Annotated in this window: 16 protein-coding genes; 6 read left to right on the forward strand and 10 right to left on the reverse strand. The window is 51.3% G+C overall.

All coding sequences use genetic code 11. From position 1 onward, the window contains the following. Positions 1-18: 18 nt before the first annotated feature. Together ICC18_RS17705 and ICC18_RS17710 are read right to left on the reverse strand one after the other, a co-directional pair. The gene (locus ICC18_RS17705) at positions 19-783 is read right to left on the reverse strand and encodes a MerR family transcriptional regulator (protein ID WP_188175772.1); all 765 of its coding nucleotides are present in this window, start codon (positions 781-783) and stop codon (positions 19-21) included. 206 nt (positions 784-989) lie between these two features. Then, the gene (locus tag ICC18_RS17710; RefSeq protein ID WP_188175773.1) at positions 990-1,439 is read right to left on the reverse strand and encodes an SRPBCC family protein; all 450 of its coding nucleotides are present in this window, start codon (positions 1,437-1,439) and stop codon (positions 990-992) included. Positions 1,440-1,564: 125 nt separating this feature from the next. Here ICC18_RS17710 and ICC18_RS17715 point away from each other — a divergent pair, with 125 nt between their 5' ends. Further along, a complete protein-coding gene (locus ICC18_RS17715; RefSeq protein ID WP_188175774.1) occupies positions 1,565-2,383 on the forward strand; it encodes a helix-turn-helix transcriptional regulator in 819 nt (272 codons plus the stop codon). Here ICC18_RS17715 and ICC18_RS17720 read toward each other — a convergent pair. Then, positions 2,364-2,993: a DUF2306 domain-containing protein gene (locus ICC18_RS17720; protein WP_188175775.1), complete on the reverse strand. Its 630-nt coding sequence runs from the start codon at positions 2,991-2,993 to the stop codon at positions 2,364-2,366. The two genes, ICC18_RS17715 and ICC18_RS17720, sit on opposite strands and share 20 nt — an antisense overlap. 156 nt (positions 2,994-3,149) lie before the next feature. Here ICC18_RS17720 and ICC18_RS17725 point away from each other — a divergent pair, with 156 nt between their 5' ends. Beyond that, entirely contained in the window at positions 3,150-3,761 is a 612-nt protein-coding gene (locus ICC18_RS17725) for a TetR/AcrR family transcriptional regulator (protein ID WP_188175776.1), read from the forward strand. On the opposite strand, the gene ICC18_RS17730 is transcribed toward ICC18_RS17725, so the two are convergent. Continuing rightward, positions 3,752-4,783: a DJ-1/PfpI family protein gene (locus ICC18_RS17730; RefSeq protein WP_188175777.1), complete on the reverse strand. Its 1,032-nt coding sequence runs from the start codon at positions 4,781-4,783 to the stop codon at positions 3,752-3,754. The two genes, ICC18_RS17725 and ICC18_RS17730, sit on opposite strands and share 10 nt — an antisense overlap. Before the next feature lie 476 nt (positions 4,784-5,259). Here ICC18_RS17730 and ICC18_RS17735 point away from each other — a divergent pair, with 476 nt between their 5' ends. Beyond that, on the forward strand, positions 5,260-5,943 hold the full coding sequence (locus ICC18_RS17735) for a hypothetical protein (RefSeq protein WP_188175778.1): 684 nt from the start codon (positions 5,260-5,262) through the stop codon (positions 5,941-5,943). Between the two features lie 523 nt (positions 5,944-6,466). Here the strand turns inward: ICC18_RS17735 and ICC18_RS17740 are convergent. The 3 genes from ICC18_RS17740 to ICC18_RS17750 are packed head-to-tail and all read right to left on the reverse strand — an operon-like array spanning position 6,467 to position 8,483. Beyond that, positions 6,467-7,303 (reverse strand): sulfurtransferase, encoded by an 837-nt coding sequence (locus ICC18_RS17740; protein WP_188175779.1) that lies wholly within the window; start codon positions 7,301-7,303, stop codon positions 6,467-6,469. Positions 7,304-7,330: 27 nt separating this feature from the next. Then, entirely contained in the window at positions 7,331-7,804 is a 474-nt protein-coding gene (locus ICC18_RS17745) for a GNAT family N-acetyltransferase (RefSeq protein ID WP_188175780.1), read from the reverse strand. Positions 7,805-7,826: 22 nt separating this feature from the next. Further along, positions 7,827-8,483: a hypothetical protein gene (locus tag ICC18_RS17750; protein ID WP_188175781.1), complete on the reverse strand. Its 657-nt coding sequence runs from the start codon at positions 8,481-8,483 to the stop codon at positions 7,827-7,829. A gap of 38 nt (positions 8,484-8,521) precedes the next feature. On the opposite strand from ICC18_RS17750, the gene ICC18_RS17755 reads away from it, so the two are divergent. After that, positions 8,522-9,040 carry a GNAT family N-acetyltransferase gene (locus ICC18_RS17755; protein WP_188175782.1) on the forward strand — a complete coding sequence of 173 codons (519 nt, stop codon included), beginning with the start codon at positions 8,522-8,524 and terminating at the stop codon, positions 9,038-9,040. 6 nt (positions 9,041-9,046) lie between these two features. On the opposite strand, the gene ICC18_RS17760 is transcribed toward ICC18_RS17755, so the two are convergent. The 3 genes from ICC18_RS17760 to ICC18_RS17770 are packed head-to-tail and all read right to left on the reverse strand — an operon-like array spanning position 9,047 to position 11,521. Then, the gene (locus ICC18_RS17760; RefSeq protein WP_223192670.1) at positions 9,047-9,352 is read right to left on the reverse strand and encodes a 4a-hydroxytetrahydrobiopterin dehydratase; all 306 of its coding nucleotides are present in this window, start codon (positions 9,350-9,352) and stop codon (positions 9,047-9,049) included. Between the two features lie 19 nt (positions 9,353-9,371). After that, positions 9,372-11,180: a DNA helicase RecQ gene (gene recQ, locus ICC18_RS17765; protein ID WP_188175784.1), complete on the reverse strand. Its 1,809-nt coding sequence runs from the start codon at positions 11,178-11,180 to the stop codon at positions 9,372-9,374. A 47-nt stretch (positions 11,181-11,227) separates the two neighbouring features. Next, positions 11,228-11,521: a hypothetical protein gene (locus ICC18_RS17770; RefSeq protein WP_188175785.1), complete on the reverse strand. Its 294-nt coding sequence runs from the start codon at positions 11,519-11,521 to the stop codon at positions 11,228-11,230. Between the two features lie 239 nt (positions 11,522-11,760). Here ICC18_RS17770 and ICC18_RS17775 point away from each other — a divergent pair, with 239 nt between their 5' ends. Together ICC18_RS17775 and ICC18_RS17780 are read left to right on the forward strand one after the other, a co-directional pair. Next, on the forward strand, positions 11,761-13,350 hold the full coding sequence (locus tag ICC18_RS17775; protein WP_188175786.1) for an SWIM zinc finger family protein: 1,590 nt from the start codon (positions 11,761-11,763) through the stop codon (positions 13,348-13,350). After that, on the forward strand, positions 13,338-16,208 hold the full coding sequence (locus tag ICC18_RS17780; RefSeq protein ID WP_188175787.1) for a DEAD/DEAH box helicase: 2,871 nt from the start codon (positions 13,338-13,340) through the stop codon (positions 16,206-16,208). The genes ICC18_RS17775 and ICC18_RS17780 overlap by 13 nt, the downstream gene beginning before the upstream one ends. Positions 16,209-16,224: the final 16 nt, after the last annotated feature.

Below are 16,224 nucleotides of genomic sequence, written 5' to 3' on the forward strand. Positions count from 1 at the left end.
GCCTGCCACAGCCTTCTACTATTTCTTAAGACCAGTATAAATATAGATGGCATCCCTCAAAAACTCCGCTGTACCGGGCTGCTTTTCATCATAGTATGCCTTAAATCGCTCGTCATCCACATACATTTGGGCTAGGCCCACATGTGCTTCTTTGCTGTACTCGCTCCAGTAATATGTTAACCACTGTTTGTGTAGATCAGCCGCTTTTTGAGCCAGCTCACCGGCAGGGTCGCCCAACTTGAAAGCTTCAGCCAAGGTTGCTGCCACTTCATTTGCCAGACGAGTAACCTCGTTATGCTCTTCTTGCGTCATGTTCTTCAGCTTTTCGTTAGACTTGTCAACCGTCTCGTCGCCGTACTTTTCACGAATTTCTTTACCGTATTTTTTCTCGTTATCGTCGATCAGCTGTTGTTTGAAGCCTTCGAACTTTTCTTTGTCGGTCATGGTCATTCTCCCTTCGGATAAGGCAATTGTTTTTTCCACATTCGCAATTAGGAGATCCAACTGCTTTCTCTTGTCAAGGAGTTGTTCACGGTGTTCTTTAAGCGCTTTGGCTCCGTCAAAAGAAGGGGAGGTTACAATTTCTTTTATGTTGTCCAGACTAACTCCCAGTTCTCTGTAGAACAGAATTTGCTGCAACCGGTCGACTTCCGCCTGACCGTAGATCCGGTACCCCGACGAGCTCATTCTTGCCGGCTTAAGAATGCCAATCTCATCATAATACCGAAGCGTTCTGGTGCTGATCCCTGCCAATCGGCCTAGCTTTTGAACGGTGTATTCCATGTGATTCCCTCCTGACAATTTAAAGGTACACCTTTACGCAGCGTCAAAGTCAATGCTTATTTTGAGAAAAAAATTTCCTTAGTCCGATAGTTACGACCCTGCCTGCGACCTTGTCCGCCAGCCTGTAAAAATAAAAAGGCTGCAACAACCTGCCCGATGGCAGCCAGCTGCAGCCCAAAATTTCAACACATCCAAAGCATCATAATTTACCAGCCAAAGTCCAATGTCTTCCCCGTCTCCGCGTAGGTCTTAATATTGCTCAAGATCATCGGCCAACTCTGTTTGGCATTCTCGTAGGAAGGGTGGTTATCCGGCCATTGATCGTTAACCAGTGTAAGCTTCGTACAATTGCCAACGGTTTCTAGTGTGAGCGATACTCTTGTTTCCAGCTCCGCGTGTTTCTCCCGATAAGACGGGCCGGGGTGCTCCGTGTAGCTCATGCGCTCATTCGGAACGAATTCCAGCACTTTCCCGTAAACATGAACCGTCTCGTCACCATCGTTGCCGGGGCCGATATATTCATAAGGCGCTCCGATTTCAAATGTCGAATGGAGAACGGTGCCGAAAAATGTAGCTTTCGTCCCCTCAGGTGAAATCAAGTTTTGCCAAATATCCTCAGGCTTAGCCCCAATATAAACTTCGTACTTGAGCTCCATAATTTGTCCTCCGTTCGATCGTTTTATTCCATTGCACAAACAGCTTTAAACTGCTAGTCTCAATTATAGAGCGTACAAAAAGGCAAGTATTGTAAAAACGCGACAGCGCGGTGGAGGGCATATTCATGAAACCGAACATTCAGAAATCCGATAAAGGCATCCTGAAAGCAGAGGCAGGCTTCCAAAAGTTCTCGCTAATGCGCTATGAACCCGCTCCGGCTCTTTCACTTTTCGTCGAGCATTATTGGGTCGTCCGCTGGGATTTAACGGGACAAGCTCCTTATCGCCAGGTTATCTTGTCTTATCCCAACATAAACTTGTCATTCGAGCGTGAAAATAATCATATTTTTTCCGGCGTCTACGGCGTCCCGAAAACCACATTCGCCCGACACCTGCAAGGAGAAGGCATCGTGCTGGGCGTCAAATTCCGCCCCGGGGGCTTTTATCCGTTTTGGAAACAGCCCGCATCCCTTCTGACCGGCCAAATCCTAGGCATCCGGGACGTTTTCGGGATAGACGCAAAAGACGTAGAAGAGCAGATTTTCGCCCAGGGGAATGGGGAGACAATGGCTCTGCTCGCGGAACAATTCCTGCTAGAACGCCTCCCGGAGCCGGATGAGAACGTTGATTTGATCAACTGTATTGTTCAAGCCGCTATTGATAATCGGGAATTCACTAAGGTCGAAGACATTGTGAGCGAGTTCGGCATCAACAAACGGACCCTGCAGCGTCTATTCAGCCGCTATGTCGGCGTCAGCCCGAAATGGGTTATCCAGCGGTATCGGCTTCAAGAAGCGGCAGAGCTCATGGAAAAAGGCGGCGTTCCTGACTGGCCGAAATTGTCGCAGGATTTGGGGTATTACGACCAAGCGCATTTCATCAAAAACTTCAAAGCCATGATCGGCAAATCGCCGGAAGAGTATGTCAAGGGACTCGGGATTTGAACCTGAAGACGGCCTCAGCCAATAGGGGAAGAAGCAGAATGGAACCATAGACACCTATTGTATAGCTGGTACTATAGGCTATACCAAATCCATTGTTGAAAACCGAAGTAATCATATGTATAGCCATATTCGTAAAGCAGAAAGCGTAGCTTCGAACCATCCATTTCCGGTGGTTGTTGACCTGCTTCTTTTTGATTTTTACTATCGCTGTGATCGTCACGATCGGCCAAATGATATTTAGCAGATTGAAAGCTATGCTGTTTACTTTTCCGCCTGTGGAATATGGGGCCATGTAACCGGAGGTAATAACAACCGCAATGACGGAAATGAGATACACGTAACCGTTGATCCGATGGAACTTTCGGTATTTCCTCTGAATCCGATGGGAAAAATTAACCGCCCCCGACACCATGGCGAGGCAAGCCAACACCACGTGGACCTTCATCACAGTCAACCAAGCCGGGATGTTAACGGAACGCTTAAGGTTGGTTTTGCGACTTAAAAATTCAGCAGCCTGAGGGTCGTAAATGAAGTTAATGTACAAGACGTAGATGATAAAAACGATAGAGACTATTAGCATTAGAAGATATAAAAGTTTGCTCTTTGGCATATCATTAAGCCTCATTTCGAAGTTTTCGGGGTCTATCTCGGTTACCGAAACGAAACGAACCGTCCGGTCTTTTTTTTATTACAAATACTGCTCAAGTTATGCTATGATTTATAGAAGAATTGTCGGAATAGACAGAGCCGTGAAAGGATCAGGGACATGCGTAAAAGCGATAAAACAAAAATACACATCATCATGAAGTCTGCGGAGCTCTTCAACCAAAAAGGTTATGCCGCAACAACGATGCAAGATATTATGGATGCCACCGGGTTAACCAAAGGCGGGCTTTACCGGAACTTCCCGAGTAAAGACGAAATTGCCATAGAAGCGTTCAAATATGCAGGCGAAGTGCTATGGGGGCATTTCTCCACAGCTATAGAGGGCCGTCAAACGGCGACCGAAAAAGTATTGGCGATGTGCGATGTATACAGCGATACTGTTAATAATCCTCCCATGAGCGGGGGATGCCCTTTTCTGAATACCGCCGTAGAGAGCGATCATTCCTTCCCGGTGCTAAGGGATTACGCTCTTGGGGCTTATGAACAGATGTCGTCTTTTATCCAAGGTATTCTTGAGCAGGGAGTGGCCGTCCAGGAGTTCCAGTCGGATATGGACACCGAATCGGCAGCATCCTTCATCTTCTCGTCGATTGAAGGTGCTATTATGGCGAGCAGGCTAACCCGCGACAATAAGCACGTCCATCATGCAATGAAACAGATTGAAAGATGGTTAATGACATTTAAGCCGCCCGTACTCTCTCATCAAGCTTGATTCGCAACGCGTTCGCCAATCAGCTTCGAAGCCGGAAGCATGCCTGCTTTGGCGATCCCGGTCATCTCATTACCGTGAACGGTCACTTCAAACTTCAAATTCAAACGCATAGGCTTTGTTACACGCTGAGACCAGATAAGTCGGTTGTTTTGAATAACAGGATCGACAAACTCGACGACCTCGTCGCCTTGCACCGCAATGCCGCGTACATGACCGTTCTCACTGGAAATGTTGAGAGCTACATGTTGTTTGCCGATCGGCGTTGTAATGACGACATGCCATGCGCCTTCAAACACAATGTCAGTCGCGCGAGCTTCTGCAAGCTCGTCAGGGCGCACTTGAAGCAATGTTTCCTCGGCAGAGCCGGACGATGACTTCTCTATAATCGGGATCATCCCTCGCTGCTGCCAAACAGTTCCCCCACGTTCATACTCAAATAACTTCTCCACTTCACTCGCGATACGCGGTCCTAATTCACGCTCAACCAAGTATAAGGCCACATCGAGCCCTGACGTCACCCCTCCTCCTGTAACCAGATTGCCGTCATCAACAACCCGCGCTCTCACAGGAATCGCGCCGGTCGCCCCAAGAACGTCCATGCCTAGATGATTCGTCACAGCATGACGTCCATCCAGCAATCCGCCCATTGCAAGCAAGAGAGAGCCTCCGCAAACTGTCGCGACGGTCAATTCAGGTTTGCCAAGCGCTTCTCCCATTAAAGGGGTCAACTTCGTCTCTGAAGCCCTACTGAGTATCGCCGGCACCGAATTCGGACCGTCTCCGGAAACCTCTCCGGATGCGCCCGGCACAAGAATGATCCCGGCACGCTCCAGATCGATACCTCCACTGGCCGTAATCTGAAGTCCGTTTAATCCGCTAGAAACGGATCGCGCACCTTCGGCCGTTACGAGTTCAACGCGTATGGCGCCTCCCGAATACATTTCAGCAGCACAAAATACCTCATAAGGCGCTAACGCGTCCAAAAGATCAAAGCCATCAAACAGAACGATTTGGACTAGCATAGGATTCCTCCTCAGTAATTTTTGATACCGGACGGTTCGGTCTCTTATTTCATGTTACTCTAAATGAATTAGCCTTGTAAATATATATCTGTGGCTGTTTTGTGGCTAAACGAAAACCATAGCCGCTTGGATGCATTGATATTATAATCAGAATAAACATTCGTTTTATTGCCGCCATAGCTTTAGCGGCTTTTTTGCTCAAGCCGTTGGGGTGTCCAGCCATACTACGGGAGTTCCTCGGAGGCCATACCAACAGAAGACTAGCAATAAGGCCAAGGCGGATAACCAGCCCAATTTACAATTTTCGCTGATTCGTTTACTCAATTTCCTATTGCGCTTCCTAACAATTTTGTGGCACACTATGGATATAACGTATAGCTCTGAGTGGCAAAGAATGCCCCGCTTCCTTTCTAAATCAAAAGGAGTCGGGGTTTTTGTGTTTTTTAAACAAATATGGAGAGGTGAGGGGTCAAGGAATGGGTTTCCAAATGGAACACGATAAATGGATAAGTGATCATCTAAAGCGAAGAAAAGGGGAACGACTCGATGCTTTAAGACGCGGCCACGGGTACGGAAATCGATTGTTCGTAGAGCATATCTGGTGGGAGCTGGTCGGACATTTCCACGGATTGCATCCTGAGTATGAAGTGAAGGACTGGCGGGGGAGATCCTATTTTGTAGATTTCATGTGGATTGTAGGAGCCTTTCGTATTGTACTTGAGATCATGGACTTTGGCTCGCACGGCACGGACCGAACCAAGTATCGAATGGATTTGAACCGAGGACTTTTTCTTCAGGCCCAAGACTGTACGGTCTTCTATATCTCTCTGGATGAGTTAAAAGAGAATCCCTCGTTCATCTTCTCCGCATTGCGGAACATCTTGTCCCCTTATCTGTCGGCTGGGGATAGAACTAAAGGAACGGTTGAGAGGCTCTATTCAAAAATCGAACGAGACTTGATGCGAGCGGCCATTCGCCACAATCGTGCCATTCGCCCGACCGAGGCGGCAAGGGAGTTGGAGTTGCATACGATGACTGTCATTAAGTACTGTCGCAAGTTGGTCGAAAAGGGAAAATTTCGGGCCGTGGCAAGAGGAGAGTCTCAACGAGTCATTTACTATGAATATGTGGGCTCCATACAAAGTCCCGATTTGGTATGACGATTACGATACGCGGAATTCTATATGAATTATCATATAGATTTTTCTCTAAGATGATAAAATCGATAAATCTATATGAAAAATAATATAGAATCTTCCTTTAAGAAGGTAAAATCGACAAATCTATTTGAAAAATCATATTGAATCCTTCATTTATCGTAAATCCGGTCTATTCTATTCGAAAAATCATACAGATCAAGGGGCGGGCAGAATGATAAAGCGGGTTGAGATGATTCGTACAGCTAAATCGGCCGATAGCTCATACATCTGATATTCACTAGCTTCAATAACCAACTGTCCTGACCACCTCATCTTGATTGGCTCGTCACCATTTCCGGCATCTTCACAAGCCCCAGTACCACAATCACCTGCCCCAACTGCCTCATCGTTGTTCTTGCAACTGCTTTCTCCCGGTTCTTGTTTGCAAGCTGTTGAGCGAAAAGCACAAAGAGAGCTGCAACAGCCCAGCATATGCCGGCCTGTTGCAGCTCTCCAACCCACGTCCGACGCGGGTGTATTGCTTCTATTCTTCTCCCTTTGCCACCGGATTCTCCTCATACGAAATCCAGTCGCTCCAGCTTCCGCTATAGAGCTTCACGTTGTCAAAGCCCGCTTCCGTCAGCGCGAGCACGTTCGGGCATGCGGTCACGCCGGATCCGCAGTAAACGATGATCTCCTCAGCGTCACGCAGACCGGCAAAATGCTGCTCTTGCTCCGCAGCGGAGCGCCAAGCGCCAGTTTCATTTAGAACGCCTTTCCAGAAGTAATTGTGCGCTCCAGGAATATGACCCGCTACGGGATCAATCGGCTCTTCCAAGCCGAGGTAGCGGCGCTCCTCGCGCGAATCGACGAGCACGACGCCCGGGCGGCCAAGCTTGTCCTTCACCTCATCCATGCTGGCGAGCATCGAGCGATGCACCTTTGGCGAGAACGTGCGCGGGAACGGCGTCGGCACTTCGTCCGTAACCGGGTAGCCGGCCGCCTTCCAGGCAGCGTACCCTTGATCTAACACATAAACCTCGGAATGCCCGAGGAATTTCAGCATCCACCAGAGGCGAGAAGCCATGGCTCCTCCTTGGTCGTCGTAGGCGACCACCGTTTTGGTCGCATCGATGCCGAGATTGCCGACAAGGATCGAGAACGCGCCCAAATCCGGCAGCGGGTGCCGACCGCCGTGCGCCATTTTCGCGCCGGACAAGTCCTTTTCCAAATCGACGTAAACCGCTCCTGCGATATGATCCTTCGCATAAAGCTCTCTGCCTGATTCCGGTTTTCCTAGCGCAAAACGACAATCCGCAATCACGATATTCGCGTCGCCCAGCTGTCCGAGCAGCCACGTTTGACTTACGATATTTTCCACAGTATGAGCCCTCCCCATGAAAATGAATTAATCCCCAAGACCAATGGTCGGATTGATCGAATAGCTCAGCCATTCGCCCAGTTCTCCACCCATTTTATCGTAAAACTTCTGTGCACGGAAATTCTCCTTGTGTGTCGTCCACGACAAGTTGGCGTAGCCGTTTCTGGCCGCATAGCCTTTACAAGCTACAAAAAGCTTTTGCGCAGCGCCCTGCCCCCGTTCTGCCTCAATTACATATAAGTCATTCATAATCGCGATTTTCGATGCGCGCAGCGTGCTATAAGTGAAGTACAAGGTGGCGAAGCCGACCAGTACGCCTTCCTCCGTCTCGGCAACGAACTGAACGCCTTCTTTCTGCTCGAGCAGCAGATGGATCAAACTATCCAGCTTCTCATCCTCGGGCCTCCGGTACTCGTAAAAATCCACAATATAGGCAAGCATAAGTGTTCTCAATTGAGGGATGTCTTGCGTGGTCGCCTCACGAATTGTAACTTGAGTCATCGCTTTGACCTCACTTCTTAGGTTAGTTTTCTTCCATTTCTTTTTTAAAGAGCAAATAAAGGATCCATGCCAGTAAAATACAAAAGCCCGCAGCAAAATAAAAAATGAAGGCCAAATGCAGCGTAACCGCATAATACGTAATGGAAAAGAGCGCCAAAGTAAAAAGCAACGCGCTTGTTAACATGCTGTTCCTCGGGGAGCGCAGGCTTTTCGCGCTGATTTCCATTCGAACCGTAAACCCTAAACGCTTCCGAATCAGGATATAGCCGCTCAATAACGCCAAGAGCGCTGCGATTATTTTCAGAATACGATAAGACGGAACAACCGCATAAAAATAATCATTCAAAGAGATACGGGTAAGCACCGGAGCGAGAAATAGAACAATGGCCAAATAAATGGTGTAGCCAAGCGCACCTAGAAAGACTACCATTAACGAATGGAGCTTTCGTAATCCGAACAAGTAATGTATAACGACGGCTTGCATGAAAATCATGATGATGGGGCTTAGCATCTGCGCATTCAGCATGTGCAATATGTACGAAAAACATGAAAGCGACAATGAAGCCAGCATTACGAACGGCCATTTCATCTTTATAGGGATTCGAAAAAGACTCAAGCTTAATACGAGCATCGAAAATATAGTAAAAGTGCTGACTGGAATATCAAGCTGAAGAACCATAAAACCTCCATCAACCAAGAAAGGGTGTTCGAGTAACGATGAACCATAGCTTACAATGGCGCGTAGTTCCACTTACAGAATCTCATGGTAGAGAACTGTGTTCGTGGAACTATCCTCCACCATATGATCTGTACAATTGGCCGGCATGGGAAACGATGCAGCATGAAGCGCTGGAATTCGCCGATCCGCTGATTCGCTCGAAACAGTATGGCGCTGTTGTCGATGAAGACGATTCATTATGTGGATTCGTTCAATTTTTCCCTATTGTTGGCGTCACGCGCCTTGGGCTCGGTCTTCGCCCAGACCTGAGTGGCCATACCGAAAAGCATGGAAAAGGGAAAGGGCTGGGAGCCGCCTTCGTCAAGCTGCTCGTTCAAGAAGCCAAGCGCAGATCGCCACTGAACGAAATCGACCTGGAGGTGCTGGTCTGGAACGAACGAGCCATCCGCACTTACGCGAAAGCGGGCTTCGTCATCACAGACACTTATGAAAGACAGACACCTACAGGAATGGCCACTTTCCACTGTATGGTATTTAGCGATGAAGAAGACCAATGAATAAGTCTAGCCTCGATCGGCTACCTCGCTATAAGCCTGCTCGAACTCAGCCGCTGTGCTGAAATCCAGCTCGGTCAAGCCTCCTGCATGCCAGGAGGTGAGACGCAGCGTAACCATTTTATAGTCGATAGCGATCATAGGATGGTGATTGTTCGCCTCCGCAATGCGGGCTACCTCGTTCACGAACCCGATCCCCTGCAGAAATTCGGCAAAACGGTATTTGCGTACGATCCATTTATGATCGTCAGTCGTCCAGCCAGCCACGGCATCCTGCCCCAGCCTCTCATCAATTTCAGCAATCCTAAGCTTCATATCCATCGCATCCCCCTACTCAATCAAAATCATAGGCAGCAACGCCGATCTCGCTTTCCCCTGCGTACGTACGCAGCAGCTCCAGAAACGGAAGCCCGTAGTTGCGGAATTTCACTTCGCCGACGCCTTTGATCTTCAGCATGCCTGCTGCAGTCGTCGGGCAAATCTCGCTCATCTCGCGCAGCGTGCTGTCGGAGAAAATAATATACGGCGGCACCTTCTCGCGCTGCGCGATCTCCCGGCGAAGCAAGCGGAGCTGCTCGAACAGGGTGTTATCGATGGCGGCTGCTTTAACCTGCTGCTTGCGCACCTTCTGGAACACCTGCAGCTTGCCTTGAAGCACATCCGCTGCGGGCTGCATCAGCTTCACCACCGGATATTGACCGTCGGACAAGGCCAGATAGCCTTCGGATATGAGCACATTAATCAGATCGGAAATCTCCTTCTCCGGCAAATCCCGCATAATGCCGTATGTCGGCAGGCGGTCGAAGCGGTAATCGAGGATTTTTTTGGCCTTCGAGCCCTTGAGGACGGAGGCAACCATCGAGATGCCGAATCGTTCTTGCATGCGGCGGATGCATGAGAAAATCTTCTGCGCCTCGACCGTAATATCCACCGTATCGCGATCATCCTTGCAAGAACTGCAATTGCCGCAAGTATCCTTCATATTCGTCTCGTCAAAATAGTGCAAAATCACATTGCGCAAGCACCTGGGCGAGTAGCAGTAGTCGATCATCGTCTGAAGCTTCTTATACTCATTCGCTTTTCGTTCGGGCGAAAGCTGATTTTGCTCGATCAAAAATTTCTGCGTCATGATGTCCTGCGCGCTGAACAGCAAAATGCACTCGGAAGGCTCCCCGTCACGCCCTGCGCGACCCGCTTCCTGGTAATACGCCTCCATGTTTTTCGGCATATTGTAGTGTATGACATAGCGCACGTTGGACTTATCGATGCCCATTCCAAAAGCGTTCGTCGCAATCATCACGCGAATGTCGTCGTACAGGAACGCCTCCTGCATATAGGAGCGCTCCTCGTCGGACAGACCGGCGTGGTACTTGCCGGCGGCGTAGCCTTTTTTGCGCAGGAGCTCGTAGAGTTCCTCGACGTCCTTGCGTGTCGCTGCATAAATGATGCCCGGCTGATGCGTATGTTCCTTCACATAGTTCTGGATGTAGTCCCGCTTGTTCTCACCGCGCAGAATCGTCAGCTCCAGATTGTCCCGGCTGAAGCCGTTGACGAAGATTCCAGCACCGTCGAGCTCCAGCAGTCTGGCGATATCTGCGGTCACCTCGGCCGTAGCCGTTGCTGTAAACGCCGCTACAATCGGGCGGTTCGGCAGCTCGCGAATAAACGGCGCGATCGACACGTAGCTGGGACGGAAATCGTGCCCCCACTGGGACACGCAATGCGCCTCATCAATCGCCACGAAAGGCAGATTCAGCGCGTGCATCCGGGCGCGAAACCGTTCCGACTCGAGCCGCTCCGGCGCGATGTACAGCAGCTTATATTTCCCCTGCATCGCACCCTGCAGACGCTGCTCCACTTCTCTCGCTTCCAGCGTGCTGTTGATAAACGTCGCCGGAACACCCAGGCTTGCGAGCGCATCCACCTGATCCTTCATGAGCGAGATGAGCGGTGAAATCACCAACGTTACGCCTTCCATCAGCAGCGCAGGAACCTGATAACAGATCGACTTCCCGCCGCCCGTCGGCATAATGCCAAGCGTATCCCGGCCGTCCAGCAGGTTGGTAATAATATTTTTTTGGCCTTCCCGGAACTCCGGATAGCCGTACACTTGTTGTAAAACCTTCCTAGCTTCAGAAAGCATAGCTTGTATACACCTTTCTATAATGATCGTGCTAACAACCGCTAGATCTAAACCAGATAAATGACCGAGACCAGCTTTTCGCCGTCATGCACTTTGAGCACATGGTTGTTCGGATCATGGCGAACCGATCCCACGCCCACCTGAATGACAGGCGAACTTCCCAATCCGTAAAAAATATCGTCAGCCAGCGTACGCAGGCACTCTTCCTGCTCTTGGATCGTAAGCTCCTGCCATTCTTCCTCGGTCATCTCGAACAAATCGTAATAGCCGTCCACGAGCGCAATACCGCGCATGAAATCAGCGACGATATCCTTATATTCCCTGCCAAATTTTATACCCATTCGCAGTTCTCCCTTCCTTTGCAGGACAGAAAAATTATTTGAAATGGAAACCATCCAGATCGCAAAAATAAAACGTTCTTAGGTTCACTTTATCACATTATGGGCATAAAAGCAGGGATATCTACCTTGATACCGGATAAAAAATTACCAGTTGGCATAAACTATGGAAATGGGCAATTTCGGAAAAAATCTGTTACTATGGAAGAAGGAATGCACCGCTCGGAGGTAGGATAGCAATCATGCTGAAACTGCAGATTCCCAAAAATCGAATGAACTACCTATTGAAGCAGATCCAGAACCATTATGACGCGGTCATTTTGGAAAAAGGCTGGGAGTATTACCATAAAGGCCGCGTTGGCGAGATCGACTTGGTCGGCACGAACATTCATGCGCTGGTTAAAGGCGATAAGCTATACGAAGCGGTGTTGAGCTTGGAAGACTTCACGCAGAGCGAATGCAGCTGCACCTATGATGGTTTTTGCAAACACATAGCCGCGGCTTTTTTCAGTTTGTATACACCCTACGGGCGTCCGGAGCTGCTCCTGCAGCAGCTGAAGCAAGCGATTCACACCCGGAAGAAACCTGCACGCGGGGTGAACGTAACGTCTGAGCGCAAAGCCGGAAGCGCCAATGTGCCGTTGGAAGACGCGATGCCCATGGAGTGGCACCGTTTTTTTGAAGGAAAATTTCATGGATTCTCGATCTCGCATCAGCATTCGATTGAAACGTTCTATGAGTCGGCACTGGAGACGCTGCCGGGTTACGCCGCAAGCTGGCGAACCACGACCAAAGAACTTTACATGTTCCACGTAGCGCTTTTCATGATGCGCAAGATCGAGCAATTTTATCAAGATACCAAAAGCTCCTATTTATCCTATTATCATGAGAACGGATGTAAAGTCGCGGCCAAAAACTGCGAAGATAAACTCGTTGAATTCGTGGAACGTATGGACGTGAACCGCTCCTACACCGTAGAACCGAAACATTGGCAAGCGACGATGAAAATGCTGGGTGAATTCGCTTTGCAGGGCAAAGAAAGTCCAATTGACTGGCTGTTCGTCTACCGCTATATCTGGTGGAAAATGACGGCGCACAAGCAGGTGCAGCAGGAAGAAATCGGACGTCTGGAGCAGCTGTTGTCCAAGAAAGAGACGCCCCCGCGCAAGAAGGATACGCTCCTTGTAGCCAGAGCGCATTTCGACATCATTCAAGGGAACACGGATGCCGGTTTCGAGCGATTGCATCAGCTTGCACATCCGAATGCCAAAGATTTTTTCCTCTATCTCAACTACTATTACAACGAACGGCAATGGGAAATGACGCTGGTCTGGCTGCGCTGGCTGCTGACGCCGATTGCACTGGCCAATCATGACGATTTTCGGGCGTTCTGCCAATATTGGCTCGATACGACCAAGCATTTGGACTCTGACAGCGAATGGGTACAGGTCATGGAGTCTCTGCTGCCCCGGTCTTACTATTACTACACAGCCTATCTGTTGCAAACGAAGCGCTATCGGCAATGGGTCGATCTCCAGCTGGCGAACCGGATTTCGCCGCTGAGCTTGTATGCGATGGAGCTGCGCGCCATCGAAGATCATGATGCGGGGCTTCTGCTCCCGCTTTACCATCAAGCCACGGAACGGGCCGTTTTGGAGAAAAATCGCGCTTCCTACAAGACAGCCGTCCGGCTGCTGAAGAAGCTGCATGCGCTCTATAAACAGCTGGATCAGGCAGACCGCTGGGAGCATTACATTTATCGGCTCTCGGATAAGTTCTCGCGCTTGCGCGCCTTCCAAGAAGAGCTGAAGAAAGGAAAATGGATTCGATGATCGAAACCAGCGCGCTGACGGTTCATGTCAGCTCCATACCGAATGGTTCTTTATTCCTCTGGGGCACCCGCGAGAACGGCGGCATATGGGATGCTCTGGATTTGAAAAATATGTTGTTCGCCTGGCATCGGGCATCCTTTTACGGCACTTTTATGGAACCCAGCGAGTGGCAAAATCGTGAGGGCATCGAGCTGCTGCCATTGGAAGCGCTCGATTATTTTGGGGATCCGCAGCCGGTTCAACACCTTCAGCTTAGCTGGGATACGGAATGTACAGGACTGATTCGGCTCGCCCCAGCGATCAAGGAAGCACTGGCGACAGGCCGGTTCATGCCCGATTATGAGAAATGGAAATCGGGCGAAATCGGCTGGAAGCTTCAACTCCCGGAGGAGCTGCAAGCATTGGAGACGCCGAGCGTCTCCCGCTGGATCCACGCGCTCATCCCCGAGTGGGTCGACGCGGACGGCGTCATGAAAGACAATCTGCGCAAGCTCGAAGCCGCCTACCCGCTGATGCGGCGCGGCGAGCTTGGCGCAGATGTTTGGCTCGACGAAGAGGATTGGCTCGTCGCCATCGGCTGGAGCCAGGACCGGACGCCGATGCGCTCGTGCCTGCAGCTCGTCGAGCCGGATCCGGCGCAGGGCCACGGCTGGCAGCTGCGCATCGTGCTGCAGGACCGGCTCTCGCCGGACGTGCTTCGCACGGTGACGCCGGACGGCGTGCCCGTGCCGGGCGAGCTGCCCCTGCCGGAGGCGTGGCAGCCGGAGCTGGGCCGCGTGCAGCGCGACGCGGCCAAATGGGTGCGCATCCTGCCTTGGCTGGATGCGGCTGAGGGGTCCCTCCGTCAGACGCTGACGGAGGAGGAGGCCTGGCGCTTCCTCGCAGAGGGAAGCGTGCGGCTTGTGGAGGCCGGGACGAGCGTGTTCCTCCCGGCCTGGTGGGACCGCATCCGCAAGCTGCGGCCGAAGCTGCGGGCGAAGATCAAGTCTTCCGTCGGATCCGGACGGGAGACGATGTTCGGGCTCAGCCAGTTGATGCAGTTCGACTGGAAGCTGGCTGTGGGCGATATTGAGCTGACGGAAGAGGAATTCCGGCAGCTGCTGGAGGAGAAGCGCAAGCTCATCCAGATTCGCGGCAACTGGATTCAGCTCGACCCGCAGTTCATGGCGCAAGTCGAGCAGATTATGAAGCAGGTCGCGAAGAAGAAGGGACTCTCCTTCCGAGATGTATTGGAGCTGCATTTTGCCGGCGATGCCGCAGGGCTGCTCCCGGCGGAGGATGATCCCGATGCGCTGCGCTATCTCGATATGGAGGTGGAGCTGAACGAACAGCTGCGCCACATGATCGATCAGCTCACGCTGGCCGAGTCGATTCCGATCGTTCAGCCGCCCGCGAGCTTCCATGGCTCGCTTCGCCATTATCAGGTGGACGGCATCTCTTGGCTGTTGTTCCTGCGCCGTTTTGGCTTGGGAGGCTGCCTGGCCGATGACATGGGTCTCGGTAAAACGATCCAATGGATCACTTATTTGCTCACGGTCAAAGAACAGGAGCAACCGGATACCCCTTCGCTGCTGATCTGCCCGACATCCGTGCTCGGCAACTGGCAGATGGAGCTTAAGCGCTTCGCGCCGTCGCTCAAGGTGCATTTGCATTATGGTCCGCAGCGGCTGAAAGGACCTGCTTTTAAAGAAAACGTAGGCAGCGCCGATTTGGTGCTAACCTCTTATACGCTCTCTCATCTGGACGAAGCTGAGCTTTCCTCTGTCGCGTGGAACTCGATTTGTCTGGATGAAGCGCAAAATATCAAAAACGCTTATACCAAGCAAGCATCCGCCATCCGGCGCCTCGACGGCTACCATCGCATCGCCTTGACGGGAACACCGATTGAGAACCGGTTGACCGAGCTTTGGTCGATTTTTGACTTCGCGAATCCGGGTTATCTGGGCACCATTCGCGAGTTTACGCACCGCTATGTCAACGCCATCGAGAAAACGCAGGATAACGAGATCATCGGCAAGGTGCAAAAGCTGATCCGTCCCTTCCTGCTGCGCCGCGTGAAGAAGGATCCGGCGATTCAGCTCGATCTGCCGGAGAAGAACGAGTCGAAAACGTTCATTTCTTTGACGGCCGAGCAGGGTTCGCTGTACGAGAACTACATCCAGGACATGTTCGAGCGGCTGGATAAACTTTCAGCCATGGAGCGGCGCGGACTCATTCTCGCCGCGCTGACGAAGCTCAAGCAGGTGTGCAACCATCCTGCTCTGCTGCTCAAGGAAGGGTTGAACGCGCCTTGGAGCGGGCGGTCGAACAAACTGGAGCGGCTGCTCGAAATGGTGCAGGAGCTGCGCCAAGAGGGCGACAAATGCTTGATTTTCACGCAATTTGTGGAGACGGGCAACCTGCTGAAGCACGTACTGCAGCAGGAGCTCGGCGAGCCCGTGCTGTTCCTGCACGGGAGCACGTCCAAAACGGCGCGCGATGAGATGATCGCGCACTTCCAGGACGTCAGCCAGCCGGTGGAGGAGCAGCGATCGGTGTTCATCCTCTCACTGAAGGCCGGCGGCATCGGCCTCAACCTGACGGCGGCGAATCATGTGTTCCACTACGATCGCTGGTGGAACCCCGCCGTCGAGAACCAAGCGACGGACCGCGCGTTCCGGATCGGGCAGACGCGGCACGTGCAGGTGCATAAGTTCGTCACGCTCGGCACGCTGGAGGAGCGCATCGACGAGATGATCGAGCGTAAGCTCGGTCTTAGCCAGCAAATCGTCGGCACCGGGGAGAACTGGATCACCGAGCTCTCGACCGACGAACTGCGCGACCTGTTCTCGCTGCGCCGCGAGTGGGTCGAGGCGTAGCTTCACCACCTCAAGT

Origin of the sequence: Paenibacillus sedimenti (assembly GCF_014534655.1) — a bacterium.
GTDB classification, from domain to species: domain Bacteria; phylum Bacillota; class Bacilli; order Paenibacillales; family NBRC-103111; genus Paenibacillus_E; species Paenibacillus_E sedimenti.